The organism is Thermaerobacter sp. PB12/4term, from assembly GCF_003403315.2.
Lineage (GTDB): Bacteria > Bacillota > Sulfobacillia > Thermaerobacterales > Thermaerobacteraceae > Thermaerobacter.
This window is the reverse complement of the sequence record NZ_CP048407.1, coordinates 792373-819033: the sequence shown is the minus strand read 5'-3', so window position 1 is coordinate 819033 and position 26661 is coordinate 792373. Positions and strand designations below refer to the sequence as shown.

Genomic DNA, 26661 nt, shown 5'->3' with positions numbered 1-26661 from the left:
CCGGCCCCCAGAGCAGGCCGAGCCGGTGCCGGGTACCCAAGACGATGAACTGGACATCCGCCGCATCCGCCTCACCACAGGAAGCGGCCCCCGGCGGATCGGTGGCGGGAGGATCGCTACCGCGGGTGCCCGGCCCGCCGGATACCACATCGTCCCGGAAAGAAATCCACGTCAGGCGGTCGCCGTCATACCAGCAACACGCCGTCAGCACAGCTTGAGGCTCTTCGAGAAACACCTTGTGCGACACTGATCATCACCACCGTCACATCATCTTGCAGCGTACGGTGGACGGCCAGTGAACGAATCTTGCCAAGCAACGCCTGCAGGCGCTCCGGTTGCGGCTTTAGCCCTAATCGGTTCAGCACGCCCGCCACATCGTGGGACCGGCCGGCGCCGCGGCGTCCAAGCAGCAATTCACCAAGGCCATCCGAGTAGAACAGCACAACGTCCCCAGGTTCAAGCCGCGCCTCGATCTGGACCACGGACCCGATCCCCGTCTGAAGTCCCAGGGCGGTACCCCCTCCCCGGCTCAAGGGACGCCATCCTTCATGGTGCCACAGGATCGGGCCGTCGTGGCCGGCGAGCCAAGCCCGAAGGGTTCCATCGCCGGGGTCAAGATGGGCCATGACCAAGGTCGCCAAGGCACGTGCCCGATGGAGGTCCGGCGCGAAACGCAGGTCGAGGCGGCGGATGACTTCCTCACCGACCGCCTGGCGAGCCCATACCTCCCTGACCAGAGAGAGAAGCATGGAAGCCAACATGGCCGCGGCCACACCTTTCCCCATGACGTCCCCCAAGACCAGCGCCCACCCTCCGCCGGGGAATCGTACGTAGTCATAGAGATCACCCCCGACGAACTTGGCCGGCAAGCTCTGGCCGGCCACCTCAATTCCCTCGTGACGCAGAACCGGCGGGGGGAGGAATGCCTCCTGCAACCGCCGAGCCAACTGCAGATCCCGGGTAAGGGTATCCAGTCGCTGGCTCAGGTCGTCGCGCAGGGCCGCATTTTCCAGGGCGAGACCGAACTGCCGGCTGATGAAGGTTACCAACTCCAATTCCGCCTCGGTATACTCGGGCCCGGCCAGGCGGCCTGCGGCCAGGACGGCGGAGCACGAGTCGCCACCGAAGAACACGGGCACGAGCAGAAGCGACGAGAGACCGAGGCGGCCGAGTTCTTCCCGGTCCCGAGGCCGGTGCACCGAGAGCCGGCCGGGACGGCCCGTAGTGGCCACCCGCCTAGTCACCCGGCTGCGCCACAGCTTCCGGCCGTCCAAGCCGTCAGCCCAGATCCCACGGTCGCGCTCGGTGAAGAGCAGTGCCACCCCGTCGGAGCGGCTGATCTGCTGGGTCAGGGCCAGGAGCCGTCCGATGAGTTCCGGTGTCGGCAGGGGTCCACCAAGGGCGACCGCCGCACGGTGGAACGCAGTAAGCTTGGCCAGGGCCTGGGCCTCTTCGTGGTGTTGCTGCTCCTTTTCGGTAACCTGCCGAATGTGGGCGGACAGAGTGGCGATCGCCCTGGCCATGGCGGGTTGCGGTGGCCAGACGAACACCCAGGCGGAGGGGGCAGGCGGCGAATCTCCCGAGGCCCTCCGCTCCGTGCGGAACGCGGTCGGACCCCGGGTGCTGGTCCCACCACCGGCAGGAGCAACACCATCGGTGTGGTGGTCTGCTGTGATCTGCGCCCAGCCCCACATCCCGTTGCTCCCGGTGGATAAGTCCGCTTGGGCTTCATCAAGGGAAAGACCGGCGCCGGGCATGGCATCCATTCGACCGCCCGCGTGGTACCCCTGCAGAGTGAGCTTGTGAAGAATTTCCTCGCCTCCCGCCCGGGTGAGGATCAGTCCATCGGCCGCCACCAGTAAGGCCACGACCTGCTTTTCGCGGGCCAGCTCCAACTGCTGACAGGCCGTGGCAAAGGCGGTGATCCAGGAGCGGTATGTGCGGGAATAGGCGATCAGGGTCTCGGCCGCATGTGGGGCGGCATCACAGCCCTTGTGCCGGGCCAAGGCCCGGGCGGCGGCGGTGATGTCTTCGGCGCTGAGGTCGCATACGGCTGCATCGAGGGACCGGGCTGCTAGGGCCACTGCTTGCTGCTGGTCGCCCGTGCGGAAAGAGTAGTCCGCATAGAGCCGCCAGAAGAGGCTGGCGTGCTCGGGCAGAATCGACCGCTCAAGGCGGGCAATGCCCCTGGCGGCCCGCTCCGTCTGGCCTAGGGCGAGGCGGGCGGCGATGAGCTGGAGGGTGGCGAACTGGCGGTGGGGCGTACCGGCGTGGCGGGCCTGCCAGGCGGCGCGGGAGGCCCAGGTCAAGGCCCTGGTGGGACGGCGCAGCTCCAGATACACCGTAGCCAGGTTTCCTGCCACCTCGACCCGAAGTTCCGAAACGTAGCGGCGGTTCCTCATCAAGCGCCATGCTCGCAACAAGGCGTGGGCCGCGGGCCGGTACCGCCCGGACGCGAAATGGACGGTGCCGAGAATGTTCCAAACCATGGCCCGCTGGTCTGGGACCAGGTCGTCGCCCTGCAGGAGACGCTGCAGGACCGAAGCAGCCCCCTCAAGGTCGCCGATGAGCCGGTGCGCGAGGGCCAGGTTCAGCTGCGTTCCTGCCTGCGCCTCGGCACCGAGGCGGTACTTGAACGCCATGTCGCTGGCCCGTTGAAAGCAGTGCAAGGCGGTCAGGCCGTCCCGCTCATCCATGGCCTGGAGGCCGCGCTCGACAAGCCGGCGCATGGAGGCCGCGTGAAGGGCCCTGTCGGCGTTGACGTCAGCGGTCGGGATCGTGCCTGGATGACGCCTTCCCACCATCATGCCCTCCGCGACATCAGGTGACGGGCCGCGCGGGAATGGGCGGAGCGGCCGGGTTCGTGCTCCCGACCGCCCACCCCCATGCTCCCCTTCCCCTTACTTCTTGGGGCCGGCGTTGTCTGCCGCGTCAGGCCAGATCGCCTCCTGGCGATCGTGAATCGGCTTCACCACGGGCGCCGCCGGCGTACCCCAATCGACCTGAATGTCGTAGAAGTCTGCCGGGCTCGCGAAGGAAGGCCGCCAGGGGCTGGCCATCATCTTCGCCTCGCTCGTCCCGCCCGTACCGGCCAGCAGGAACGCCGCCAGGCCGGCGCCGGCCAGCCACTTCACCAGCCGCTTCACCGGTATCCCCCCTTTCCTTCCCGCCGCCGCCGGGCCGGTTCGACCGCCCTGGCGGCCACCGGGCCTCCCCCCTGCCCCGTTCGGCCCGGCCCGCTACGGCTCGAGCCCCGCCGCGGCATCGCGGGCGGTCCCCATCATGCCGACGAACACCTCCGCCAGGTAGGGGTCGAACTGGCGCCCGGCGTTGCGCTCGATCTCCGCCAGGGCCATGTCGACGGTGATCACCTGCCGGTGGTAGGGGCGCCCGCCCACCATGGCGTCGAAGGCGTCGGCCACCGCCAGGATGCGGGCGGCCGGCGGGATGGCAGGGCCTGCCAGCCCGTCGGGGTAACCGCCCCCGTCCCACCGCTCGTGGTGGGATCGGACCCACGTTGCCACCGCGGGCAGACCGGCCACCCGCCGGGTCAGTTGCTCGCTGACCAGGGGGTGACGCCGGATGAGCTCCCACTCCTCCGCGTCAAGCCGGCCGGGTTTATGGAGGATCCGCGGATCCACCGCCAGCTTGCCGGTGTCGTGGAGGATCCCGGCCAGGTTGAGCAGGCGCAGGGGCTCCCCCCGCCAGCCTACCCGCCGGGCCAGGCGGCAGGTCAGGGCGGCCACCCGCCGGCTATGCCGGTAGGTCAGGTCGTCGTACAGGGCGAGGACGGTGAGGAGTTGCCGGATGGCCGCCGGCCCCGTCCGGCGCAGGCTGGCCCCGAAGGTGCGGACGGTGTAGGACTCCAGGGCCGCCGGTTCGTCCAGGAGGTCGAACCGGCCCGCCGCCGCCGCCTCGGCCAGGGTCGCCGCCGACTCGCGGACCATGAAGACCGCGTCTTCTGCGGAGACGCCCTGCGGGCCGGACGGTGTCCCCTCCCCTTCACGGGCCGAACCCGGCGCCTCCCCTCGCGGGGTGGGATGCCAAGGTGTGCCCGGATGCTCCGGGTGTCCGGCTTCTCCGGAACCGCCTGCTGCACGTGCCACCTCGTCCCCTCCCATCCCGGCGGGGCTTTGGGCGCCGGGCTCGTGCCCGAACCGCCTCGCCGCCCCTGGCGATGCCTGGCCCCGCCTACCGGCTGCAGGCCCATCATTTGTCATCTACGTTAAGGGGGGCCCCTGGAAACATCAACCTTTCTTCCCTGGGACCGGAGACCTGTTTTCTGGGACCCTGGTGGGTCAAGGTGCACCGTCCTCCCCGCCGATGCGGGCGGTGGGATCCAGGCTGGGCCGAAGCAGGACGATCTCGACCCGCCGGTTTCGGGCCCGGTTGGCCTCGCTGGTGTTGGGGAACCGGGGCCGCCACTCGCCGTACCCCGCCGCGGCCAGCCGCCGGGGGTCGAGCCCGGCCCGCTCGGCCAGGTACCGCACGACGGTGGTGGCCCGGGCTGTCGAGAGCTCCCAGTTGGAGGGGTAACGGCCGCTGCGGATCGGCAGGTTGTCGGTGTGTCCTTCCACCAAGATTGTACCGGGAACCTGGGCCAGGATGGGCGCCAGGCGGCGCAGCAGGTCCTGGCCTTCGGGCCGCAGCTCGGCCCGGCCCAGGTCGAAGAAGACCTGGTCGTCGAAGATGATGGCCACGCCCCGCTCCGTCAGCCGGGCCGAGGCCCGGCCGCCCAGGCCCGCATCCCGCAAGGCCTCGTTGACCCGCCCGACCAGCCCCTCCAGCTGCTCCCGCTCCTCCGCGGACATGGGGGGCAGGGAGGTGCCGGCGGGAAGTTCAGGGATGGAGGGCGGGGTGCCTCCCGCTCCCGGCAACCCGGGCGGGTTAGGCTGGCCGGTGTCCTGGTTGAGCCCGTCCAGCACCTTGCGGGCGTCGGGCGACCATCCCTGGGTGTCGATCACGGTCTCGCCGGCCGTGGCGAAGGCGGCACGCAGGGAGGCGGCCAGCGCCTGGTAGCGGGCGACGTTGACCTCGGACATGGCGTACATAACAACGAAGAAGGCGAGCAGGAGGGTGATCAGGTCAGCGTAGGTGAGAAGCCAGCGCATGGACCCGGCACCGTCGTGGCCCCCTCCGCCCCCGCCATGGCCGGCGCCGTGGCCCCCCGTGACGGCGTTGCGGCGGGCCCGGCCGGTTCCATGGCGGGTTCCGGCCCGGCCCTCCCGCTCGCGGCCGGCGGCCAGGCCGGTTCCACCGCCGGGGCCGGATCCCGGGCCGCTGCCGGACGGGAAGCCGCGGGCGCCGGGCCCGAAGCTGCCGGAACGGAACTGCACGTCCATCAGTCACCCACCCCGGCCGTCCGGGTGCCCGCCTCGCCCCGGGCGCCGCTCGCCCCGGCACGGTCCCCGGCCGCCACGCCGGAGCCGGCCTTTGCGGCCTTGCCGCCGCCGGCTCCGGCCGCCAGGAAGGCCTCCAGCTTCTCACGGACGATCATAGGGTTGTCGCCACTCTGAATCGAGAGGATGCCCTCGACCACCATCCGCCGCAGTTCCGTCTCGGCCTGGACGTTGGCCTTGATCTTGTTGGCCAGGGGCAGCCAGAGCAGGTTGGCGCTGGCGATGCCGTAGAAGGTGGCCATGAAGGCGACGGCGATGGCGGGCCCCAGGGATGCGGTATCCTGGAGGTTGCCCAGGACGTGGATCAGGCCCAGAACGGTGCCGATGATGCCCATGGTGGGGGCGTAACCGCCGGCCGTCTCGAGGACCCCGGCCGCTACCAGATAGTGGCGCTGCTCGGCCTGGATGGCGTTTTCCATGACCTCTTCGACCATCTCGGGGTCCGCGCCGTCGATGACGAACTGCAGTCCCTTGGCGAAGAACGGGTCATCCAGGTTCTTGCGCTCGTCTTCCAGCGACAACAGGCCCTCGCGACGGGCTTGCTGGGCCAGGGAGACGAGCTTCTCGATCAGGGCGCCGGGCTGGAGCTTGGGCGCCCGCAGGGCGTAGGCGATGGCCCCCGGGACCAGCAGGACGTTCTGCAGGCCCGAGCTGGCCAGGGTGGCACCTAAGGTACCGCCGAAGACCAGCAGGCTGGCCGAGGGGTTCAGTAACTGATCGAGGTGGCCGCCCTCCATCACGTTGGCGATGAGCACGGACGCCACACCGGCGATCAACCCGATGATGCTTCCCAGATCCACAGGCAACTCCCCCGTTCGTCCCGATCACTCCCGGTTATCGGTAGGGGGCGCCGGGAGTTGACCGCGCAGCGACGCAACCAGATGATAACAGGAAGGGCGTTGGACAGGCGGCAATCCCCCGGGGAGGGCACGATGTGGCCCGGCAGGCACGGGAGCAGCATGGCGATCGACAAGCCCAAGCGGAGTCGCGCGACCTGAAGGCGGGGGCAGGGGGGCCGGCTCGTCCGGGGGAGGCAGGCGTCTCCGGTGGTGCAGCCGGCCCGCAGCTGTCGAACGGTCCCAGTGGCACGGTCAACCTAGGGTCACCGAAGGGTGCCGGCAGCGCGGCCCACCCTCAGCCGGCTAACCGTTACAGGGGCGCCGCCGGGACCGGGCCGTCGAACGGGCACGGCAATGCAGCGGCCCTCAGGGAGACCAAAGGACCGGGTGCCGGCGGCCGGCCCCTGGCGGCCCAGGGCGTGGCCGCCGCGACCCTGATCATCGCCCTCTTGACCGCCGGCAGCCGGGTGCTGGGGTTTCTACGGGAGGCGATCTATGCCTCGGTCTTCGGGGCCAGCCCCGAGCTCGACGCCTTCCTGGTCGCCCAGGGCGTACCCAATCTGGTCCTGGGGCTGGTTTCCACCGCCATCGCCACCGCCGCCACGCCGGTCCTGGCCGGCTACGTGACGTCCGGACGGCGGGACCAGGCCGGGCGCACCTTCAGCGGCCTGGCCACGGTGGTGCTGCTGGTGGTCGTGCCGGGTCTCGCCCTGCTCGGCCTGCTGGCCGAGCCCCTGGTGCGGGTCATGGCGCCGGGGTTCGGACCCGAGCAGGTGCACCTGGCCGCCGGGCTGACCCGGATCCTCCTCATCGCTTCCTTATTTGTAACGGCGATGAACCTGCTGACGGGGCTGCTCCACGCCCACCGGCGGTTCACCGGGCCAGCCTTCACCGGTATCCCCTTCAACCTGGCGATGATCGCCGCCGCCTTGCTCTTCGGCGCCCGGTACGGTTCCTGGGCCCTGGCGGTGGGTTTCACGGTGGGTTCGCTCCTGCGGGTGCTGGTGCAGCTGCCCGAGGCCCGGGGGATCGGGTTCCGCCACCGCTGGACGGTCGACCTCGGCGACCCCGGGCTGCGGGCCATCGCCGCCTTGCTCCCCCCGCTCTTCCTGAGCGCGGCCGTCAGCGAGGTGAACGTGTTCGTCGACCGGATGGTGGGGTCGACCCTGGGCGAGGGCATCATCTCCGCGCTGAACTACGCCTTCCGCGTGGTCACCCTGCCCCACGGCCTGCTGGCCATGGCGCTGGTCCAGGCGCTGTACCCGTCCCTGGGCGCCGTGGCGGGATCGGCCGACGCCCCCGCCTTCCGGCGCCTGCTCCAGCAGGGCATGGGCGTCCTGATGGTGGTGCTGGCGCCGATGACCGTGGCCCTGTTGGTCTTGCGGGATCCCATCGTCGCCTTCGTGTACGGACGCGGCAGCTTCGATGGGCGGGATGCGACGCTGACGGCCCTGGCGCTCGGGGCCTACGGCCTGGGCCTCGTGCCCATGGCCCTGCGCGACCTGGCCAACCGCGCCCTCTACGCCCGCCGGGACAGCCGCACCCCGGCCCTGGTGGCGGTGGCGGCCATGGCGGTCAACGTGGCGGGAGACGTGGTGCTGGGCCGCTGGCTGGGCATCACGGGGCTGGCCCTGGCCACCACCCTGTCCTTCTCGGTGGGCCTGGTGCTGCTGCTGGGCCACCTGTACCGGCGCCAGCGGGTCCTGGACCTGGGCGATCTCGTCGCCCGAACCGGCCGGGTAGCGGTGGCGGCGGTCCTGGCCGGCGTGGTGATGGACGCGGCCTATCGCGCCCTGCTGGCCCGGTGGCACGTCCCCGTGGCGGCTCTCGGCGCGGGGACGGCGGGGGCTGCGGTCGAACTGGCCCTGGTGGCGCTGCCGGGCCTGGCGGGTTGTGCGGCCTATCTGGCGGTGCTGGTGCTGCTCCGGGCGCCGGAGATCGGCGAGCTGCTGGGGGCCGGCCTGCGTCTTCTGGCCCGCGCTCGCGGGTGGATGCCGAACCGCCTGACGACCCAGGAGACGCCGGGGCGACGCTAGGGCGGCGGCGGAACGGCGGCAGCCGGCGCCTGACGGAACGTCCGGGGCGGCGGCCGGCTCCGCCGGCCGTGTCAGACCCCCGGGCGGACCCGGCGGCGGCTTCCAACCTGCCGCCGGCGTCAGCGGCGGCGTGAGGCCCGAGACGCCCGCGGCGGCGTCCCGCCTACTACCGGCACCTGCGGGCGGATCAAGCCCTGGGGTGTGCGCTTGCAGAGGTGTCCTGCCCTCCGGCGGGCGCCTGGGCAGTCGCCGGACCCTGCGGACACCCAGCCCGCGTCACCCCGCCACAGCCCACCCGGTCCCGATGGACCACGTCTCGACGTCCTCAACCCGTCACGGCCACCCTGGTCCCGTCGCCGCCGCGTCACGCGTAGTGGCACGCCGCCCAGTGGCCCGGGGCGTGCTCGACCAGGGCCGGTTCCTCCGCACGGCAGCGCTCGGTGGCCAGGGGGCAGCGGGTGTGGAACCGGCAACCCCGGGGCGGGTTCACCGGGCTCGGCAGCTCGCCCCGCAGCTCGATCCGCTCCCGCGCCGGCGCCAGGGGGTGGGGCCGCGGGATGGCCGCCAAGAGGGCCCGGGTATACGGGTGCAGGGGCCGGCGGAACAGCTCCGCGGCGGGGGCCACCTCGACCAGCTTGCCCAGGTACATGACGCCCACCCGGTCGCTGATGTGCCGCACCACGCCCAGGTCGTGGGAGATGAAGAGATACGTCAAGCCCAGGCGCTGCTGGAGTTCCATCAGCAGGTTGAGGATCTGGACCCGCACCGACACGTCGAGAGCCGAGACGGCTTCGTCGCACACCAGGAACTCGGGCTCCGACGCCAGGGCCCGGGCGATGCCGATCCGCTGGCGCTGGCCGCCGGAGAAGTGGTGCGGGTAACGGGTGGCGTGCTGGGGGCTGAGGCCCACCAGCTCCAGGAGCTCGCCTACCCGGCGCTGGCGGTCGGCCTTGGATCCCAGGCCGTGGATCAAGAGCGGCTCGCCGATCAGCTCGCCCACGGTCATGCGCGGGTTCAGGGACGCGAAGGGGTCCTGGAAGACGATCTGCATCCGGCGTCGGAGCCGCCGCAGCCGGGGCGCGGGCAGCCGGGCGAGGTTCTCTCCCGCGAACCAGACCTCCCCCTCCGTGGGCTCCTGCAGCCGCAGGACCAGCCGCCCCGTGGTCGACTTGCCGCAGCCCGACTCGCCCACGAGGCTGAAGACCTCGCCCCGGCGGATCGCAAAGCTCACCCCGTCGACGGCGCGGACGGTCAGCCGCCGGCCGGGAAGCCCGCCCGTCAGGGGGAATTCCTTGCGCAGGTTGACGGCCCGGACCAGGACCTCATCCCGGAGGGCCGGTGCATGGGCCGGTTCGGCGAGCGGCGCATGAGCCGGTGCGGGCGCCGGTGCATGGGCCGGTACGGTGACCGGCGTACCGGTCGGTGCGGCGAGCGGCGCGGAAGCGGACCGGGTGCGGGAATCAGGGGGCGCGGCGCCGGCTGCAGCGCCCTTGGGCAGGTTCATCCGTTACCACCTCCGTCCCGCGCCGGGGTCACCGGCGCCTCTACGGCCTCGAGCATGGCCGGCGCGCCAGCCGGCCACCGGCCCGCCGGGCCCGAACCGTTCCCCGCCGCCTCGGCCTCCATCCCATCGGAGGCAGCCCCATCATCGGGGGCACCCCCATCGGGGGGCGCCCCACCGGGAAGAGCCCCCTCGGGGAGAGGCCCGTCGGAGAGAGCCCCGTCAGGGGTACCCAGCCCGCTTTCCCCTGCCACCACGCCCTGCACCACACCCTGCAACTCCAGCTCGGTGGCCCGGTGGCAGGCGACACCGCCTGCCAGGACGGGCACCTCCCGGTGGCAGCGGTCGACGGCATACGGGCAGCGGGGCGCGAAGGCGCAGCCCGGCGGCAGATGGGCCGGATGCGGCACCGCTCCCGCCATGGCCCGCAAGGGGGTCTTGGGCGCCGCCGTGAGGGGCAACGACTGCAGCAGCCCCTCGGTGTAGGGGTGGCCCGGCCGGTCGAAAAGGTCGGCCACCGTCGCCTTCTCCACGATCCGGCCGGCGTACATCACCGCCACCCGGTGGCACATCTCCGCCACCACGCCCAGGTCGTGGGTGATGAGCAGGATGGCGGTGCCCGTCTCCTCCTGCAGGGTCTTCATCAGGTCGAGGATCTGCGCCTGGACGGTGACGTCGAGGGCCGTCGTCGGCTCGTCGGCGATCAGCACCCGCGGGCGGCAGGCCATGGCCATGGCGATCATCACCCGCTGCCGCATGCCGCCGGACAGCTGGTGGGGGTACTGGCGCGCGCGCCGTTCCGGCTCGGGGATGCCGACCCGCTCCAGCAGCTCCACCGCCCGGCGGCGGGCCGTGCCGGCCGGCGTGCCGTGCAGGACCAGGGACTCAGCGATCTGCGCGCCCACGGTCATGACGGGGTTCAAGGAGGTCATGGGCTCCTGGAAGATCATGGCCATCTCCTGGCCCCGCACCCTTCGCCACTGGGCCTCGGGCTGGGCGAGCAGGTTCTGCCCGTTGAACAGGACCTCGCCCCGCACCTGGGCCCCCGGCGGCAGCAGGCCCATGAGGGCCAGGGCGGTGACGCTCTTGCCGCTGCCCGACTCCCCCACCAGCCCCAGGACCTCGCCGGCGTAGAGGTCGAAGTCGATCCCCCCGACGGCCCGGGCGGGGCCGGCCGGGGTGGGAAAGGTCACTTCCAGACCGCGCACTTCGAGAACCACCATGGCGTCGTTCACCTCCCGTGCCGGACCCTGGGGGTGCGGGGCCTGGCGATCCGCCCGGCCGGGATCGCCCCACGGCTTCCCGGCCGGAAGCGCGCCACGGCCGCAACGGCCTGGACCGCATCGCGGCCGCGACGGGCGGGACGGCGACCGGGGCGGGACGGCCGGGGCCGCGACGAGGGCCCCGGAACCGCAGCGGCGGGGCCGCGCCCGGGACCGGCGCCGGGGCGGGCAGCGGCACCCGGGCCTGCCGAGCGCCGGACCGTACCTCCCGGTGTCTTGCGCGCCGGGCCGGCCCCCTGCCGGCGTCTATGCATCGCGCGGGTCCAGCACGTCCCGCAGCCCGTTGCCCAGCACGTTGAAGCAGAGCACGGTGAGCAGGATGGCGGCGCCGGGATACACGGCCAGCATGGGCTGGGTCCACATGTAGACCTGGGCGTTCTTGAGCATGTTGCCCCACGAGGCATCCGGCGGCTGGATGCCCAGGCCCAGGTAGCTGAGGCCGCTCTCGGCCAGGACCGCCCACCCCACCGTCAGGGACAGCAGGGCCAGCAGGGACGGGATCACCTGGGGGAACAGGTGCCGCCAGATGATCCGGGCCGGCGAGGCGCCAAGGGCCACCTCCGCCTCGATGAACTCCCGCTCCCGCCACTTGAGGAACTCGGCATACACCAGCCGCGCCACGGGCATCCAGTAGTTCAGCCCGATGACCGCCACCACCACCGCGGGCGAATCCCCGAACACCGCCAGCTCGGCGACGATCAGGAAATAGGAGGGGATCGCCATCATGGCATCGACGAAGCGCATCAGCACCGTCTCGACCCAACCGCGGTAGAACCCGGCCAGGGCGCCCACCAGGGTGCCCACGCCAAGGGCGATGGCGGCGGCCAGGGCGGCCACGGTCAAGGTGATGCGGCCGCCGGCCAGCATGCGGGCCAGCATGTCCCGGCCCAGCTCGTCGGTGCCCAGCCAGTGACCGGGGCCCGGCGGCGCCAGGCTGGCCGCCGGGTCGGTGGCGTCGGGGTCCAGGCCCAAAAGGGGCGGCAGGGCCCACACCAGGATGTAGAGCAGAAGCAGCACGGCGGCGGCGGCCAGCAGGGCAGGGCGGCGGCGGACCCGGGCGACGAACCCCTCGGCGTCGGGCTGCAGGGCCTCGGCGGCTGCGCGGGCACCGGGCTCGCCGGGCGCCAGCCCGCCGGCGGCGGCGCCGCCCGGTGGCGGCGATCCGGCGGGACCGGCGCCGGCCCGCGGCGTGGCACGGCGGGCGGGGCCCGGCTCGGGTACCGAAACGGTCATCGTCTTACCCCCTTACCCGGCGGCGTGGCGGATGCGCGGATCGACCAGGGAGTAGGCCAGGTCGACCACCAGGTTGGTGATCACGACCACCACGCCCGCCACCACCGTCACCGCCATGATCACCGGGTAGTCCCGGCCCATGGCCGCCTCCACCGCCAGCCGGCCCATGCCGGGCCAGGCGAACACGCTCTCGGCGATCACCGAGCCGCCCAGCAGGGCGGGGATCAGCAGGCCCAGCATGGTCAGCACCGGGATCATCGCGTTGCGCAGGGCGTGGGCCAGGATCACCCGGGCCGGCCCCGCGCCCTTGGCCCGCGCCGTGCGGATGAAGTCCTGGTGCAGGACCTCCAGCAGCGACGACCGCACGAAGCGCAGGATGTTGGGCAGGATCACCAGCATCAGGACGAAGGACGGCATGATGAGGTGCACCAGCCGGTCGGCCAGGGAGAACTCCGCGCCCACCGTGGCCATGCCGCCGCTGGGGAGCAGGTTCCACCGCACCGACAGGGCCATGATCAGCAGGATGCCGAACCAGAAGTCCGGCACCGACACCCCGAAGGTCGAGATCAGGGTGGCGGCGTGGTCGATCCACGATCCCCGGCGGAGGGCGGCGGCGACGCCCAGTGCCAGCCCCACGGCGAGGGAGAGCGCCAGGGTGGCGGCCGCCAGGACCGCGGTGTTGCCCAGGCGCTCCAGCACCAGGGGCATCACCGGCTCGCGGCTGTTCATGGACTGGCCGAAGTCGCCCTGCAGGGCGTCCCCCAGCCAGCGCACGTAGCGGACCGGCAGGGGCTGGTCGAGGCCCAGCTGGCGCATCAGCGCCTCCCGCTGCTCGGCCGTGGTCTCCATGCGCATGACGGCGCCAGGCCCGCCAGGGGCCAGGTTGACCAGAAGAAAGGTCACCACGGTGATCACCCACAGGACCACCAGCCCCTGCAGCAGGCGCCGGCCGGCGTAGCGCAGGGATGCCATGCTGATCGCACCTCCCCCCGCCCGGATGCGGCGGGCCACGATGGGGTTCCATGCCGTCGGGGAACCTGCGCCAGACGGACCCGCCGAACCCGCGGAACCCGGCGGATGCTTGGGACCCGGCCAAGGCGAAAGCCGTGTGAAACCGGCCGAGGAACGCCTCCCCCGGAGGAACCGGCCGGCGGGCCGGTTCCTCCGGATGGCGATGCGATGCGGGCCCGGCTCAGCGGGTCTTGTACCACTCGTCCACGTACAGGCCCTTGACGGCGTAGCTGCCGGGCGGCACGTGCAGCGCCTTGTTGTAGACCACGATGCTCTCGGGCCACCACAGGTAGAGGTAGGGCAGCTCGTCGGCCATCAGCTTCTGGGCCTCGGCGTAGATGGCCTTGCGCTCCTCCTCGCTGGTGGCGGCGCGCCCGCGGCGCAGCAGGTCGTCTAGGGCCGGGTTGCGGTAGTTGGGGATGTTGTTGCCCCGGCCCGCCGCCTCCGAGGCATAGTACGGGTAGACGTCGGGGTCCGCCGGCGTGGACCACCAGGCCAGGGTCGCCTCGTAGTCCCGGTTGACGATGGCCTTCTCGATGTAGCTGTTCCAGTCGAGGACGTCGACGTCGACCTGGATGCCCAGGTCCTTCCACCACTGCTGGACCAGCAGGGTGGCGGGCACCAGCTGGCGCATCTGGGCCGCGGTCATCGTGATGTGGAAGGGCTTGCCGTCCTTCTGCAGGATGCCGTCGGGCCCCGGCTTCCAGCCGGCCTCCGCCAGCAGGGCCTTCGCCTTCTCAGGATCGTAGGGATAACGGGCCACGTCGCCGTTGTAGTACTCGGCCTGCAGGGGCGGGATGGGGCCCGTGGCCACCTGGCCGTAGCCCTTGACCAGGTTCTCGATCATCGCTTCCTTGTCGATGGCGTACGAGAGCGCCTGGCGCACCCGCTTGTCCTGGAAGCGGGGGTCGTCCTGGTTGAGGGCGACGAAATAGTAGACGTTGGTCAGCACCCGCTCCAGCTGCAGGTTGGGGTTGTTCTGGAGCTTGTCCAGCAGGGTCGGGTCGTCGATGGACAGCATGTCGACCTCGCCCGCCAGCAGCTGGGCCACCTGGGCGTTCACGTCCGGGACGATGCGGAAGACCACGTCCTTGACCTTGGGCTTCTCGCCCCAGTAGTGCGGGTTGGGCACCAGGCGCACGTGGGAGCCGGAGACGTACTCGGCCACCATGAAAGGCCCCGTGCCGACGGGGTTCTTCTTGTTGAACTCGTTCAGGCTCCACGGGTCCTCGACGCCCTCGAAGACGTGCTTGGGCAGGATGCCCGCGTAGTACGCCAGATACGAGGGCAGCGAGGCGAAGGGCTCCTTGAGGTGGAACTCGACGGTGTGGGGGTCGACCGCCACCACCTTCTCCACCGCCTTGTACTCGCTGCTGTGGTTGGCGCCCAGGTCCGGATTCAGGACGATCTCGTTGAAGGTGAAGGCCACGTCGTCGGCGGTGAAGGGCTGGCCGTCGGACCACTTGACCCCTTCCCGCAGCTTGAAGGTCCACACCAGGCCGTCGTCGGAGACGCTCCACTCGGTGGCCAGGTGGGGCACCGGCTTCATGTGCTCGTCCCACCGGGTCAGGCCGGGGAAGATCATCTCGTTGATGATGTTGGATTCCGCATAGGCATTGGGGTGCCACGGGTTGAAGGTCGGGTCCGCCGGGGTCACCAGGGTGACCGTGGCGTTGGGGTTGTAGGCCTCGCCGCCCCCGCCGCCTCCACTGCCCACGCTGCCCCCGGCACCGCCGCTCCCGGTTCCTCCCGCGCCGCCGCCCCCACCGCTGCCGCAGGCCGCCAGCAGGGTGGCAGCGGCCACCAGCAGGGCCGCTGCGATCCGGGCCAGGGAACGCCTCCTGCTCCGGTATGGCCCGGCGGCGCCCCCGGATCCACGCCCCGCGGTGGACCCGGCCGGCCGGCCGCCGGCTTCATCCCATCGAACCGCCATGATGCATGCCCCTTTCGTTTGGTGAAGAACCCGTCGCGTGGTGAAGAACCCGTCGCGTCGAACCCATACCCCTGGGTCCTCTGGTGTCAAAGCCGGGCGCCGGCCCCCGCCCCCGAGGATCTGCGCGCGCCCTCCCCCCTCAGCTCCTGGCCCCCGGGCCCGCCGCGCTGACCGCCCCGGCATAGCCCAGCTGCCGGGAGATGTCCCGGGCCGCCAGCCGCACCAGCTCGCCCAGATGCTCAAGCCGCTCGGGAGGAATACGCAGCGACGGCCCGCCGGCGCTCACCCCGGCCACCACGCGACCCCGGGCATCGAAGATGGGCGCCCCCACGCCCCGTGCCCCGGCCTCGATGTCCTCGTCGCTGATGGCGTAGCCGCGCCGCCGGATCTCGGCCAGCTCGGCCCGCAGCTGCTGGGGGTCGACCACCGTCTTGGGCGTGTACCGGGGGAGGAAGGGCAGCATGTCCAGCACCCGTGCCTGCTCGGCTTCGGGCAGGAAGGCCAGCATAGCCTTGGGCACGGCTCCCGCGTGCAGGGGGCTGCGCGCCCCCAGGGGCGTGGCCAGGCGCAGGCCCGCCGGGCCATCCCGCCGGTCGATGACCACCGCCATGCCGTCGACCAGGGCGATCAGGTGCACCGTCTCCCCCGTCTCCGCCGCCAGCCGGTCCAGGATCGGCTGGGCCAGCCGGATCAGGGAGCGCTCTTCCGCCGCCAGCACCGCCAGGCTCAGCAGCATGGGCGTCAGCACATAGCGCCCGTGCTCTCCCAGCCGGACCAGGCCATAGGCCTCCAGCGTCTTGAGGCAGCGGAAGCACTGGTTCTTCCCCAGCCCGGTGATCCGGGCCAGCTCGGCCAGGCTGTGCTCGTGGGGCGGTTCCCGGAAGGCGAAGAGCACGTCCAGGGCCTTGATGACCGCCTGGATCACGTAGCCGTGGCCCGGCCCGGCCGGTGACTGGGGCACCGGCCGGGGCGCCGGCTGCGGCACCGGCCGGGCGCCCTGCTCCCCCGCCATGGGCACCAGACCTCCTTTCCACAAGGGCTTGCCACAAGGGCTTGCATGGGGCTGAACCGCATCGGTTGATCTGTTCAACCACCGCGGTCCAGTCAACCGCCGGATTAGTCGCTACCGATTCGCCTCACCTTCGCCGGTTCCTGCTGGCTGCCCGGAGGATTTCGAAAAATTTTTTGCCTCAGGCGACGACCAGCAGGAGGAGCCGGCATCCCCACGCCGAATCCGAGGCACATCGCTCAGTCAAATTGTTTGATTTAGTCAAACAAAGGAGGTGAGGCGGCATGCGCGCCCGGATCAACGGGGTCGAGCTGGTCTACGAGGTGTTCGGCGAGGGGATCCCCCTGCTCACCCTGCACGGAGGTCCCGGGCTGGGCAGCCGGGCCGGCGACCGGGAGGCGTTCATGCCCTTCACGGAGCTGGGGCTCCAGCTGGTGTGCTTCGACCAGCGGGGATCCGGCGAGTCGGAAGGGGCGCCCCCGTACAGCCACGAGCAGTGGGTGGCGGATATCGAAGGGCTCCGGCAGCACCTGGGCCTGGGCAAGATGGTCCTGGCCGGCGGCTCCTACGGCGGCCACCTGGCCCTGGAGTACGCCCTGCGCTACCCGGAGAACCTCTACGCACTGATCCTGCGGGACACCGCCGCCAGCAACCGCTACCAGGAGAAGGCGGTCCAGGCGGCCCTGGCCCGCAACCTGCCCGGCGTGGACCGCGCCATGCTGGCCCGGCTCTTCGCCGGCCAGGTCTACGATGACGAGGACTTCCGCGCCTGCTACGAGGCGATCATGCCCCTGTACGAGGTCAACTTCGATCCTGAGCGGGCCCGGGCCAAGCTGGAGCGGATCCGCTTCCGCCACGAGACCCACAACTGGGCCTTCTCCCGCAACCAGCCCCGATATGATCTGACGAACCGGCTGCACGAGATCCAGGTGCCCACCCTGGTCCTCTGCGGCCGCCACGACTGGATCACGCCCCTGGAGGCCTCGGAGGAGATCGCCCGGCTCATGCCCAGGGCACGGCTGGTGGTGTTCGACCACAGCGGTCACTCGCCCCAGGTGGAGGAGCCGGAAAAGTTCCGCCGGGTGGTGCGGGAGTTCCTGCTGGAGGTCGTGCCCGGGCTCAAGGGCTAGCCTGGCTTCCGGGGGCGGAGGGTGGCGGCGGCGGACGGCGGGTCCCACCCCGCTGCGGAGCAGCCGCGGCGGGCGCAAGCCCGGCGAGCGGACCGGACGCGTGGAGCTTGAAAGGCTTGACAGCGCCTGGAGAAAGGAAGTTGCCCGTGAGCAACAGCATGCCCGAACCCGCGGCGGGTGCCGCCGCGGCGGGTTCGACCGCCAAGAGGAAGAAGTACGACGGCTACCGTTCCTTCCAGTTCCTCGAGCCGGGGGTCGACTACCGGCCCTTCCAGCTGGCCAGGGAGATCGGCCGGGTCTCCCCCTACGTGGTGGAGGTGTCCGACGCCCAAGAGCAGCGGGTCCAGCGGCTCCTGGCGGAGAACGTGGTGATCTCCCTCCACGAGCACCTGATGGTGATCCCCGAGGACGTGGGACAGGTCTTCGACTACATCCGCGAGGGCCGGATCTTCACCGGGTACGAGGGCCTGGCGGCTTCGGGGCTCGATGCCGTGTGCGAGAACTTCCTCAACGGCGCCGCCACCATCACCTCCAAGATGGGGTGGAAGTGGACCGACATCATCCACGACATCGGCATGCGGTTCGCCGACCTGGCCCACCAGGACTTCGTCATCCGGGCGGAGCGGGTCGACGACATCCTGCGCGCCCACGCCGAGGGCCGGGTCGCCCTGATCCCCAGCCTGGAGGCGGCGACGCCCATCGAGAACGAGCTGGACCGGCTCGATGTGCTGTACGGCCTGGGGATCCGGATGATGGGCATCGCGTACAGCGAGGGGAACGCCCTGGGGTGCGGCCTGCGGGAGCCGCGGGACGGCGGGCTGACGGTGTTCGGCCGACAGGCCGTGGAGCGGATGAACAAGCTGGGCATCGCCATCGACGTGTCCCACTCGGGCGACCAGACGGCTCTCGATACGATCCGGTTCAGCAAGAAGCCGGTCTTCATCACCCACGCCGGGGCCCGCGCCCTGTGGCCCAGCCGGCGGCTCAAGCCCGACGAGGTGATCAAGGCCTGCGCCGAGCGGGGCGGCGTGATCGGCATCGAGGCGGCGCCCCACACCACCCTGACCCGCAACCACCCCGAGCACAGCATCGAGTCGGTGATGGAGCACTTCGAGTACTGTGTGGAACTGGTGGGCATCGACCACGTGACCTTCGGGCCCGACCTGCTCTTTGGCGACCACGTGGCCCTGCACAAGGCCTTTGCCGCCCACCTGTCCATCGGCGCCAGCCACGCCAAGGGCGAGGACTTCCCCCGCGTGCCCTACGTGCGGGGGCTGGAGAACATCGCCGAGGCGTGGCCCAACATCGTTCGCTGGCTGGTCAAGCACCACTACTCCGACGACGAGATCAAGAAGGTGATCGGCGGTAACACCCTCCGCGTGCTGCGGGAGGTCTGGCACGGGTAGGCTTCCGGCGGCGAGCGGCAGCGAGCCGCGGCGCGTGGCGGGGAGCCGCGCCGAGCGGCGGCGAAGAAGCGAGGGAGCGCCGATCCGGGGCGTGTCGCGGGAGCGGACGCGGACCCGTTAACCGGGGCGGGGATCGTGGCAGGGGTGGCGGGTCTGGACCCGCGCGCCGGGGTAGGAGGGGTCAGGATCGCAGCAGGGGGGCGGCCGAAGGTTCGGGCCACCCGACGTATCGGGGCCGGCATGCCCCGGGGCGTCAGGATCGCAGCAAGGGGGCGGTTGGAGGGCCGCCTCCCTGCTGCGGCCCCTGCCGAGAGTTCAGCGATCGCGCTGGTGGGCCGCCAGTTCCTCGCACCGGTTCAACCACCGGTTCACGCTTTCGATACCTTTCGTGAGGAACCAGCGCACGCCTTCCCATTTGTAGTCGAGGTACCGGTGCGCCAGGGTATTCCTCAATCCGGCGAGAGTCGCCAGGTCCTGCGCCAGATCCTCCGACGCCAGCTCGGCCGCCGCGAGGGCGAGCATGATCTCCCGGTACGTCCCGGGCGTAGGCCGGCCCAGCGACGACAGCAGAATCTTACTGATCTGAACCTCCCCACGGCTAAAGCCGGGGGGTTCTAAGGGGAAGAACCGAGGGCATGGGCCACGACGGGATCGCGCAGATCCATGATGGCGGGAAGGACAAGGCCTTTCCACTCGACCGCCCCGCCCCGCCAACGGATGCCGGCATGGTTGGACTTGCCTTCCACCGCGTCCATCTGCCGGCGGCCTTTGAACCGGGGCCGGCCGCGCTGACCGAGCAGCCAAGCATCGACGGCCTTAAAGGCGCGGGAGGCGAGCTTCTGGGCCACATGCACATCCAGATGGGCTTGGAAGGCCCGCTGGCGCAGCCGCACGGCGTATCGCTGCAGCGCCGCGTCCGTGAACGCCACGGACTGGCGGGCCGTGCCGAACGCGGCGGTTCGCGCTTCGCCCCTCGGCAGCTGACACGCTTTGCGATAGACTCGCCGCTCCTTCAGAAGCCGCGCTCGTTTGAACGCTTCTCCCAGGCAAGCGTTGTACACCTGCCGCGCCGCCTTCAAACGGACATTCAGCCGGCGGGCTTGAGCGGGGGTGACGCACAAGGGGATCTCACAGAAAAAGGAAGGGGTGCGTTCAAACCCGTTTCTGTTGTTCAATATATTGCTTGTTAACTGCAAGCGGCGCACCCCCTACCGTGGCAACGACGTAGCTGTTCGTCCAGCGCGTGGGCAACTGGCTCCTCAGCCACGGGGATTCCTGGCGAAGAATGCGCGACGACCGCCCCTCCATGAGCCGAACCAGCCGATGAATTCCGAACTGACGATCCACTTGGACAAGGAGGTGGACATGATCCGGCATGACTTTCATCTCGATCATCTCAGCCTGCCGTTCACGGGCGACTTCGCGAAGGATAGCTTTCAAGTGATCATCGACTCCATCAACCAGAACCCGCCGACGGTACTTCGGGCACCACACGACATGATACTGGCAGGAGTACACTACACTGCGGTCCGACTTGAATCTCCGTCGCATAGTTGGATTATGCCACACGGCGACATAGAACCGAGAAGCCTACCGGCGGCTTATCCCCAGGGCTAAAGCCCGGGGCTTGCGCCGCCCATGTTTCTGGTCAAGCAACGCATTCGCAACGTTCTCTATGATGCGCTCCACGATGCGGCGGGCGTCCCGGTCGGACTGGTACTGCAGCCATGTAAGTTCTCTGTACCGCTGTAAGTCATCAAGTTCTTGCCGCGCAAAATCAATGCGGACCCTGATTCCGTGCTGCTGCGAAGGAGTAAGGTTCACCGCCGTGCCTCCTTCGCGGCCCGCCGCCGTTCCTTCCAGAACGAATCCAGAAAAAGCCGGAAGTCCTCGGCTTGGCGGTCCACATCCAGGACGAATTCCAGTTCGGCGTATGCGTCCCGGGTAAGGAGCGGAATACCGCGGACGGCCTCCTGCGCCACGAGGGGGTTGCCGTCGTTCAGAACCACCAGGTCAACCGGGCGGTGGACGGCCTGCTCAAGGCGAAGCTGAAGGGCCGAAAAGCGCTCGAAGTCGGGACGGGCCCGCATCCAGACGGCCACGTCGACGTCCGAATCGGTGCGGTCCTGGCCCCGGGCCACCGACCCGAAGAGCCAGGCCGATCGCACATCTTCTTCTTGGATCAGAACGGCGCGAAGCCGCCGGATGAGGTCCTCAAGATGCTGCGGCTGCGCCATGCCCGCTCCCCGCCTTTCGGTTGCACCGTTTCACCGGAACGGTCCATGGAGGAGGCCGCCAATCCCCGGACCAAGTCGCTTACTTCCAGCATACCACCACGAACGGCCGGGCTACGGCCTGACCGGTTTGTTCGTTATCACGCGGCCCGGGCGGCCGCGATAGCGGCCGCGGCAAAGCGGTTGTACGACGGCCTGACCGGTTTGTTCGTTGTCACCGCGGACCCGGTACGCGTTGACCGACGGTTCAGCCTTCGACCGCCGGCGATCTCGCCCGCGCCGGCGCGGCGGGCCATCGTACCGGTGCCGATTGACGTCCCGGCATAGCCCAGGTAGCCTGGCGAGGGATCGACCGACCCGGGTCACCCAGCAGCGAATCCCCATGGGCGTCTCGAAGGAGCGCACTGATCCAGGAGCTCATTTATACAAACGAAGTCAGCCGAGGGGGCCCGCCCATGTCCCTGAAGAACCAGCCGCCCTCGGGCGTGCCCGCCGGCGGCACGAACCCGGGGGCCCCATCCCCCAGGGGTCCGAACCCGGAGGGGCATAACCAGGGCGACCCGGACCCGGAGCGCAAGCACCAGGACCTGGTGGATGACCCGTCCTGGCGCGAGGAACTCCTCGCCGCCCGGACCCGCATCGCCGGCATCGCCGTCCGCACTCCCCTGATCCCCTCCCCGGCGCTGTCGGAGCGGCTCGGAGCGGAGGTCTACCTCAAGCTCGAGACCCTCCAGCCCACGGGCTCCTTCAAGCTCCGCGGCGCGGCCAGCAAGGTGGTGCGCCTGGCGGCATCGGATCGACCCGGCCACGGCAGGCCGGCGGGTGCCCCGGCGTCGGACCCGGCGCCCCTTCGCCCCGTCCCCGGCGTCGTGACCTTCTCCACCGGCAACCACGGCCGGGCGGTGGCCTACGTGGCCCGGCGGCTGGGCCTGCGGGCCGTGGTGTGCGTCTCCGAGGGCGTCCCGCCCGTCAAGCTGGAGGCCATCCGCCGCCTGGGCGCCGAGCTGGCCTTTGCCCCCACCCAGGACGACGCCGAGGCCCTCTGCGCCCGGCTGGCCGCCGAGCAGGGGCTGGTGCCGGTTCATCCCTTCGACGACCCCGACGTCATCGCCGGCCACGGCACCGTGGGGCTGGAGATCCTGGACGACTTGCCGGACGTGGACGCGGTCATCGTCCCGCTCTCGGGCGGCGGGCTGCTGTCGGGCGTGGGGCTGGCCCTGTGGCACTTCGCGCCGGGCGGGGTGGCTCGCCCCCAAGGCATCCTGGCCCCTGGCGGCAGGGCGAGCTCACGGCCGGCGGCCGCTGCCGGCGCAAGGCAGTCCGTTACGGCCCCTCAGCTCATTGGCGTCTCCATGGAACGGGGGCCGGTCATGTTCCACAGCCTCCGCGCCGGCCGCCCCATCACCCTGCCCGAAGAACCCAGCCTGGCCGACAGCCTGCTGGGGGGCATCGGCCTGGACAACCGGTGGACCTTCCAGTTGGTGAGCGAACTGGCCACCGATGCCGTGCTGGTCTCCGAGGAGGCCATCGCCCGGGCCATGACCTTCATGCTGGAAGAACACGGCCTGCTGGTCGAAGGCGGTGCAGCCACCGCCGTGGCGGCCCTTATGGAAGCGGCAGCCACGCCGCCGGACAGCAAAGCGTCCGACCGGCACGTCCCGTCCGACCGGCGCGTCCAGTCGCTACGCGGCGTGTTCCCCTGGCGTCCCGAGGGCCCCCTCCCCAAGCCCCGCCGGATCGTGGTCGTGGTGACGGGGCGCAACGTGGATCCCCGGCGCGTGGTGAGCGGTTAACCTCTTCTGCGGATCCACAAACGCCGGCATTCCTCCACCCCGAGCACCCCGAGCCGTCAGATCACCGCCGCCTCCAGGATAAAAAGCCGGGGTTTCGTGGGCGCCGCCTCGAGCCGGGCCCGCACGCCCAGGGGCAAGGTGAACATTGGGTCGGTGTGGCCAAAGTCGAAGTCGACCGCCACCGGAAAGTCGTAGCCGCGAACGGCCCGCAGGACGATCTCCTCTAGGGGATCATCTTCCGAGAACCCCACCCGCGGGTGGAACCGGCCGAGCACCAGACCTGCGATGCGCGAAAACACGCCCATATGTCGCAGCTGCGTCAGCATGCGGTCGATGGTGCCGGGGTGCTCGCTCTCATCTTCTTCCAAGCAGAGGATCACACCGTCGACCCGCGGCCACCAGGGGGTTCCCGCCAACAGGAGCAGCGTGCCGGCGTTGCCGGCCAGGATGGGCCCTTCGGCCTGGCCCGGGCGCAGGGTGCGCGGTCCCGGATTGGGCACGTAGCGACGGGGCCGGTCGTCTTCGACGTCCCAGCGCAGGTGCTCCGCCGTCCACTCCGGAGACGGGGTCAGTTCACCAGGCGGTTCGGCCTGCATGGTGACCCGCCGCAGATGCTCCCACGTATACGGATGCACCCCGCCGTATTCGCCGAACTGGGGCATCAGGGCCGGACCCAGCACGGTCACCAGGCCCGTACGGGCATGAAGGGCGACGTGCAGGGCGGTAATGTCGCTGTAACCGATGAACAGCTTCGGATGCCGGGCGATGTACTCGTAGTCCAGATCTTCCAGCAGGTGGTGGGAGTTGTAGCCACCGATGGTGTTGATGATGGCCGTGACGTCCGGATCCCGCCAGAGATCATGCAGATCGCCCAGCCGTTGTTCGGGCGTCCCCGCCGTGTGGCCGTGGCGGGCCGTGACATGCGGCGCTGGTCGCGGCCGAAAACCGATCCGCTTCAGTTCCTCGAGACCTCGCCGGTAGCGACGGGGGCACTCGGCCGCCACCGGTGCCGACAGGGACACGACGCCCACCGTGTCGCCCGGGCACAACCGCACGGGCTTGCGTAACACGGCGTTCCAATCCCTTCCTCAGTTCTGCCGTTCCGACTGGGCGGCCACACGACCGATGGCGTAACCGCCCCAGGCCACCCCGAAGAGAACCAATCCCATGGGTACGGCCCAGCCGAAGAGCTTGGCGGTGTCGCTCACGCCCGGGGCCCCAACGGCCGCCGGTCCCGCTTCGGCCAGGTAACGGACCAGCAGAAAGCCGACCAGCCATAGGGCGTTGACGGCGCCCGTCACTTCAATCCGAGTCATGCACGCCGTCCCTCCTTCCCACCTACCGGCTTCGCGGCACCTGCCACGGTCGAACGGACGACACCGGAGCACCACCCATATTAGAAAGTGGAGGCGCATCGACGCCGGTAGCAGCGCCCCTGCCAACGGCCGCCGGTCCGGTACCGGATCGCCCCCGGTTTCCTCGGCTTGGCGCTAACGCGGCCGCCTCAGCGGCGCCGGCCCCGCCTGCCGCGTGGCCGCGGCCTGTTCGACCCCCGGCCAGCGGCCGGTCCTGAGCTCGTCCACCAGATTGAACAGGTAATCGCGGAAGTCGGGAGCCAGCTCCGGCCGCATCAGGGCAAACTCCACCGTGGCCTGCAAGAAGCCCAGCTTCTCCCCCACGTCGTAGCGACGGGACCGGGTCTGGTAGGCGTAGACCGCCTGGTCCCGGGCCAGCAGCCGCAAGGCGTCGGTCAGCTGGATCTCGTCGTTCTTGCCCCGGCCCACTCGCTCCAGCAGGTCGAAGATATCGGGCTCGATGATGTACCGGCCGACGATGGCCAGATTGGAGGGCGCTTCGGCGGGATCGGGCTTTTCCACCATGTCCCGCACGCGGTAGAGGCCGTCCCCCACCGGCTCCCCCGCCACCACGCCATAGCGCCGCACCTGTTCCCGCGGCACCTCCCGCACCGCCACCACGCTGGCGCCCGTCTCGCGGTAGCGGGCCATGAGTTCGGCCAGGGCCGGTTCTTCCCCGATGAAGATCTCGTCGCCCAGGAGGACGGCGAAGGGCTCGTCGCCCACGTGGCGGCGGGCCTGCAGGACGGCGTGGCCCAGGCCCAGGGGCTCCTTCTGCCGGACGAAGTGCACGTCCGCCAGGTCAGCGATATAGCGCACCCACTCCAGCATCTCGTCCTTGTTGCCGCGCTCCAGGTGCCACTCCAGCTCGATGGAGCGGTCGAAGTGGTCTTCGATGGCGCGCTTGCCGCGCCCGGTGACGATCAGGATGTCGTCGATCCCGGCGGCCACCGCCTCTTCGACCACGTACTGGATGATGGGCTTGTCGACCACGGGCAACATTTCCTTGGGCTGGGCCTTGGTGGCCGGCAGGAAGCGCGTGCCCAGGCCGGCCGCCGGGATCACGGCCTTGCGGACGGTACGTGGCAAGGGACGAACCCCCCAACTTCAGGCGACGGTGTCGCCGGCCCACGAGGCCGGCGCATCCGTTGGTTTCCTATCCCACATGCTTGCAATTCGGGGCGTCAAGCAGCCGTTCCTCTCGCCGGTTTTGCGTCCTCCAGTCGAAGCTTCCTCATCCATCGGTGACATCTTGGAGACCGCGCTACCGCGGCTCCCGGCCGGCGGCCGCCGGTGCCGGCGCCTGCATCCCCACGCCGCCCCGGGCCAGTTCCTGCAGCTTCCGTTCCAGGATACCCAGGGCCTGGCGGAGCCCCTCGATACTGTCTTTCCCCGCCACCAGGACCCCGTCGCGGGTGGCCGCCAGGACCAGATCCCGAACCCCCATCACCACCGCGGGCAGTTCCTCGGTCAGGACCGTGACCCCGGAGGAACCTTGCACCACCGCGGGCGCCGTGCCCAGCACCACGTTGCCGTGTTCGTCCCGAATGCCGTGGCGGTCGACGGCCAGCCAGGAGCCCAGGTCGTCCCAGGCGAAGCCCGCGCGGATGCAGAGGATGCGGCGTGCCCGCTCCAGGACGGCGTAGTCGACGGAGATGGATGGCAGGGCCTCCCAAACGGTGGCCCAGGCCTCCCGCGGCTCGCCCGCTGCCACCCGAGCGGCCAGTCGTGCCAGTTCGGGCACCACCCGCTCCAATTCTGAAAGGAATATGGCATTCTGCCACGCGAACATGCCGCTGTTCCAAAGATACCGGCCCGACGCCAGGAAGGCCGCCGCCTGTTCGGGCCCGGGCTTCTCGACAAACCGGCGAACCCGGAAGGGGCCGGCGCCCGGCGCCAGGGCCGGTTCGTCCAGTTCGACGTAGCCGTACTGCGTTTCGGGCCGAGTGGGCTCGATGCCGAAGGTCACGAGGCCGTCGCATGCGGCTGCGGCGGCTAGCGCCCGGTCGGCTGCCTCGGTAAAGGCCCCCACCCCGGAGACGTAGTGGTCGGCGGGAAGGACCAGCACCGCCGCATCGCCGTACCGCCGGGCGATCAGGCCCGCGGCCAGGGCTAAGGCGGGAGCCGTGTTCTTCGCCGACGGCTCGATGACCAGGTGGCCGGTAGGGAGTTCGGGCAGGGCGTGCCGCGTCAGCTCCACGTAGGGCGCCCCTGTGACCACCCACACGTCGACGACGCCGGGCACCGCCCGGGCTCGTTCCCACGTGGCCTCAAGGAGCGTCCTGCCGCCGAAGAGCCGCAGGAACTGCTTGGGCCGTCGGGGCGTGCTTGCCGGCCAGAGCCGGCGCCCCTCGCCTCCGGCGAGGATGACGGCTACGCGAGGCAACCCGGGCATCGTCCCTCTCCCTTCTGGGCAGTGAATGGGTTTTGCCGGGCGATTCCTTGAGGCAGGATCCACCGACGCTCGGATGCCGTACCGCAGTGCGGGACGCACCGCAC

General features: G+C 70.5%; 23 protein-coding genes. 4 read left to right on the top strand and 19 right to left on the bottom strand.

Annotation, left to right across the window (positions count from 1 at the left end):
* Positions 1-185: 185 nt before the first annotated feature.
* The 5 genes from DYI95_RS03345 to DYI95_RS03325 form a co-directional block, all read right to left on the bottom strand.
* Positions 186-2807 (bottom strand): SpoIIE family protein phosphatase, encoded by a 2622-nt coding sequence (locus tag DYI95_RS03345; protein ID WP_116900818.1) that lies wholly within the window; start codon positions 2805-2807, stop codon positions 186-188.
* A gap of 93 nt (positions 2808-2900) precedes the next feature.
* Entirely contained in the window at positions 2901-3146 is a 246-nt protein-coding gene (locus DYI95_RS03340; RefSeq protein ID WP_116900819.1) for a hypothetical protein, read from the bottom strand.
* Between the two features lie 93 nt (positions 3147-3239).
* On the bottom strand, positions 3240-3947 hold the full coding sequence (locus DYI95_RS03335) for an HD-GYP domain-containing protein (RefSeq protein ID WP_116900820.1): 708 nt from the start codon (positions 3945-3947) through the stop codon (positions 3240-3242).
* 351 nt (positions 3948-4298) lie between these two features.
* Complete coding sequence (locus DYI95_RS03330) at positions 4299-5342, bottom strand: flagellar motor protein MotB (RefSeq protein WP_116900821.1); 1044 nt, start codon at positions 5340-5342, stop codon at positions 4299-4301.
* A complete protein-coding gene (locus tag DYI95_RS03325; RefSeq protein WP_116900822.1) occupies positions 5342-6199 on the bottom strand; it encodes a flagellar motor protein in 858 nt (285 codons plus the stop codon). Before DYI95_RS03325 ends, DYI95_RS03330 begins: the two co-directional genes overlap by 1 nt.
* Positions 6200-6657: 458 nt before the next feature.
* Between DYI95_RS03325 and murJ the strand changes: the two genes are divergently transcribed.
* Positions 6658-8274 (top strand): murein biosynthesis integral membrane protein MurJ, encoded by a 1617-nt coding sequence (murJ, locus tag DYI95_RS03320; RefSeq protein ID WP_243149841.1) that lies wholly within the window; start codon positions 6658-6660, stop codon positions 8272-8274.
* A gap of 364 nt (positions 8275-8638) precedes the next feature.
* Here the strand turns inward: murJ and DYI95_RS03315 are convergent, their stop codons facing one another.
* From DYI95_RS03315 to DYI95_RS03290, 6 genes are all read right to left on the bottom strand, one after another.
* Complete coding sequence (locus DYI95_RS03315; RefSeq protein WP_116900823.1) at positions 8639-9778, bottom strand: ABC transporter ATP-binding protein; 1140 nt, start codon at positions 9776-9778, stop codon at positions 8639-8641.
* The gene (locus DYI95_RS03310; RefSeq protein WP_371731886.1) at positions 9775-10998 is read right to left on the bottom strand and encodes an ABC transporter ATP-binding protein; all 1224 of its coding nucleotides are present in this window, start codon (positions 10996-10998) and stop codon (positions 9775-9777) included. The genes DYI95_RS03315 and DYI95_RS03310 overlap by 4 nt, the downstream gene beginning before the upstream one ends.
* A 306-nt stretch (positions 10999-11304) precedes the next feature.
* Complete coding sequence (locus DYI95_RS03305) at positions 11305-12291, bottom strand: ABC transporter permease (protein ID WP_116900824.1); 987 nt, start codon at positions 12289-12291, stop codon at positions 11305-11307.
* A gap of 12 nt (positions 12292-12303) precedes the next feature.
* The gene (locus tag DYI95_RS03300; protein WP_116900825.1) at positions 12304-13263 is read right to left on the bottom strand and encodes an ABC transporter permease; all 960 of its coding nucleotides are present in this window, start codon (positions 13261-13263) and stop codon (positions 12304-12306) included.
* 220 nt (positions 13264-13483) lie between these two features.
* Complete coding sequence (locus DYI95_RS03295; RefSeq protein ID WP_116900826.1) at positions 13484-15235, bottom strand: ABC transporter substrate-binding protein; 1752 nt, start codon at positions 15233-15235, stop codon at positions 13484-13486.
* 139 nt (positions 15236-15374) lie between these two features.
* Positions 15375-16247, bottom strand: a complete 873-nt coding sequence (locus tag DYI95_RS03290; RefSeq protein WP_243149840.1) for an IclR family transcriptional regulator — start codon at positions 16245-16247, stop codon at positions 15375-15377.
* 281 nt (positions 16248-16528) lie between these two features.
* Between DYI95_RS03290 and DYI95_RS03285 the strand changes: the two genes are divergently transcribed.
* Positions 16529-17374, top strand: coding sequence for an alpha/beta fold hydrolase (locus DYI95_RS03285; protein WP_116900827.1), 846 nt, complete (start codon positions 16529-16531; stop codon positions 17372-17374).
* A gap of 146 nt (positions 17375-17520) precedes the next feature.
* Positions 17521-18780: a dipeptidase gene (locus tag DYI95_RS03280; RefSeq protein WP_243149839.1), complete on the top strand. Its 1260-nt coding sequence runs from the start codon at positions 17521-17523 to the stop codon at positions 18778-18780.
* Positions 18781-19095: 315 nt separating this feature from the next.
* Here the strand turns inward: DYI95_RS03280 and DYI95_RS03275 are convergent, their stop codons facing one another.
* The 4 genes from DYI95_RS03275 to DYI95_RS03260 form a co-directional block, all read right to left on the bottom strand.
* Positions 19096-19473 carry a DUF86 domain-containing protein gene (locus DYI95_RS03275; RefSeq protein WP_158556057.1) on the bottom strand — a complete coding sequence of 126 codons (378 nt, stop codon included), beginning with the start codon at positions 19471-19473 and terminating at the stop codon, positions 19096-19098.
* Positions 19395-19976: a hypothetical protein gene (locus DYI95_RS03270; protein ID WP_158556058.1), complete on the bottom strand. Its 582-nt coding sequence runs from the start codon at positions 19974-19976 to the stop codon at positions 19395-19397. The genes DYI95_RS03275 and DYI95_RS03270 overlap by 79 nt, the downstream gene beginning before the upstream one ends.
* Entirely contained in the window at positions 19933-20331 is a 399-nt protein-coding gene (tnpA, locus tag DYI95_RS03265) for an IS200/IS605 family transposase (RefSeq protein ID WP_116900830.1), read from the bottom strand. The genes DYI95_RS03270 and tnpA overlap by 44 nt, the downstream gene beginning before the upstream one ends.
* A 269-nt stretch (positions 20332-20600) precedes the next feature.
* Positions 20601-21017: a nucleotidyltransferase family protein gene (locus DYI95_RS03260; protein ID WP_116900832.1), complete on the bottom strand. Its 417-nt coding sequence runs from the start codon at positions 21015-21017 to the stop codon at positions 20601-20603.
* A 452-nt stretch (positions 21018-21469) separates the two neighbouring features.
* On the opposite strand from DYI95_RS03260, the gene DYI95_RS03255 reads away from it, so the two are divergent.
* Positions 21470-22807, top strand: a complete 1338-nt coding sequence (locus tag DYI95_RS03255) for a pyridoxal-phosphate dependent enzyme (protein WP_116900833.1) — start codon at positions 21470-21472, stop codon at positions 22805-22807.
* 56 nt (positions 22808-22863) lie between these two features.
* Here DYI95_RS03255 and DYI95_RS03250 read toward each other — a convergent pair whose 3' ends face one another.
* The 4 genes from DYI95_RS03250 to DYI95_RS03235 all read right to left on the bottom strand — a co-directional run bounded on the left by DYI95_RS03250 (position 22864) and on the right by DYI95_RS03235 (position 26557).
* Complete coding sequence (locus tag DYI95_RS03250; RefSeq protein WP_116900834.1) at positions 22864-23877, bottom strand: LD-carboxypeptidase; 1014 nt, start codon at positions 23875-23877, stop codon at positions 22864-22866.
* 18 nt (positions 23878-23895) lie between these two features.
* Complete coding sequence (locus tag DYI95_RS03245) at positions 23896-24123, bottom strand: hypothetical protein (RefSeq protein WP_116900835.1); 228 nt, start codon at positions 24121-24123, stop codon at positions 23896-23898.
* Between the two features lie 174 nt (positions 24124-24297).
* On the bottom strand, positions 24298-25251 hold the full coding sequence (galU, locus tag DYI95_RS03240; RefSeq protein ID WP_116900836.1) for a UTP--glucose-1-phosphate uridylyltransferase GalU: 954 nt from the start codon (positions 25249-25251) through the stop codon (positions 24298-24300).
* A 175-nt stretch (positions 25252-25426) separates the two neighbouring features.
* Entirely contained in the window at positions 25427-26557 is a 1131-nt protein-coding gene (locus DYI95_RS03235; protein WP_116900837.1) for a mannose-1-phosphate guanylyltransferase, read from the bottom strand.
* Between the last annotated feature and the right edge of the window lie 104 nt (positions 26558-26661).

Coding starts and splice junctions, on each gene's coding strand:
- DYI95_RS03345 (WP_116900818.1), bottom strand. CDS start 2,807: ATGATGGTGGGAAGGCGTCATCCAGGCACGATCCCGACCGCTGACGTC.
- DYI95_RS03285 (WP_116900827.1), top strand. CDS start 16,529: ATGCGCGCCCGGATCAACGGGGTCGAGCTGGTCTACGAGGTGTTCGGC.
- DYI95_RS03310 (WP_371731886.1), bottom strand. CDS start 10,998: ATGGTGGTTCTCGAAGTGCGCGGTCTGGAAGTGACCTTTCCCACCCCG.
- DYI95_RS03295 (WP_116900826.1), bottom strand. CDS start 15,235: ATGGCGGTTCGATGGGATGAAGCCGGCGGCCGGCCGGCCGGGTCCACC.
- DYI95_RS03235 (WP_116900837.1), bottom strand. CDS start 26,557: ATGCCCGGGTTGCCTCGCGTAGCCGTCATCCTCGCCGGAGGCGAGGGG.
- DYI95_RS03255 (WP_116900833.1), top strand. CDS start 21,470: ATGTCCCTGAAGAACCAGCCGCCCTCGGGCGTGCCCGCCGGCGGCACG.
- DYI95_RS03315 (WP_116900823.1), bottom strand. CDS start 9,778: ATGAACCTGCCCAAGGGCGCTGCAGCCGGCGCCGCGCCCCCTGATTCC.
- DYI95_RS03260 (WP_116900832.1), bottom strand. CDS start 21,017: ATGGCGCAGCCGCAGCATCTTGAGGACCTCATCCGGCGGCTTCGCGCC.
- DYI95_RS03290 (WP_243149840.1), bottom strand. CDS start 16,247: ATGGCGGGGGAGCAGGGCGCCCGGCCGGTGCCGCAGCCGGCGCCCCGG.
- tnpA (WP_116900830.1), bottom strand. CDS start 20,331: ATGCGACGGAGATTCAAGTCGGACCGCAGTGTAGTGTACTCCTGCCAG.
- DYI95_RS03245 (WP_116900835.1), bottom strand. CDS start 24,123: ATGACTCGGATTGAAGTGACGGGCGCCGTCAACGCCCTATGGCTGGTC.
- DYI95_RS03330 (WP_116900821.1), bottom strand. CDS start 5,342: ATGGACGTGCAGTTCCGTTCCGGCAGCTTCGGGCCCGGCGCCCGCGGC.
- DYI95_RS03300 (WP_116900825.1), bottom strand. CDS start 13,263: ATGGCATCCCTGCGCTACGCCGGCCGGCGCCTGCTGCAGGGGCTGGTG.
- DYI95_RS03335 (WP_116900820.1), bottom strand. CDS start 3,947: ATGGTCCGCGAGTCGGCGGCGACCCTGGCCGAGGCGGCGGCGGCGGGC.
- DYI95_RS03305 (WP_116900824.1), bottom strand. CDS start 12,291: ATGACCGTTTCGGTACCCGAGCCGGGCCCCGCCCGCCGTGCCACGCCG.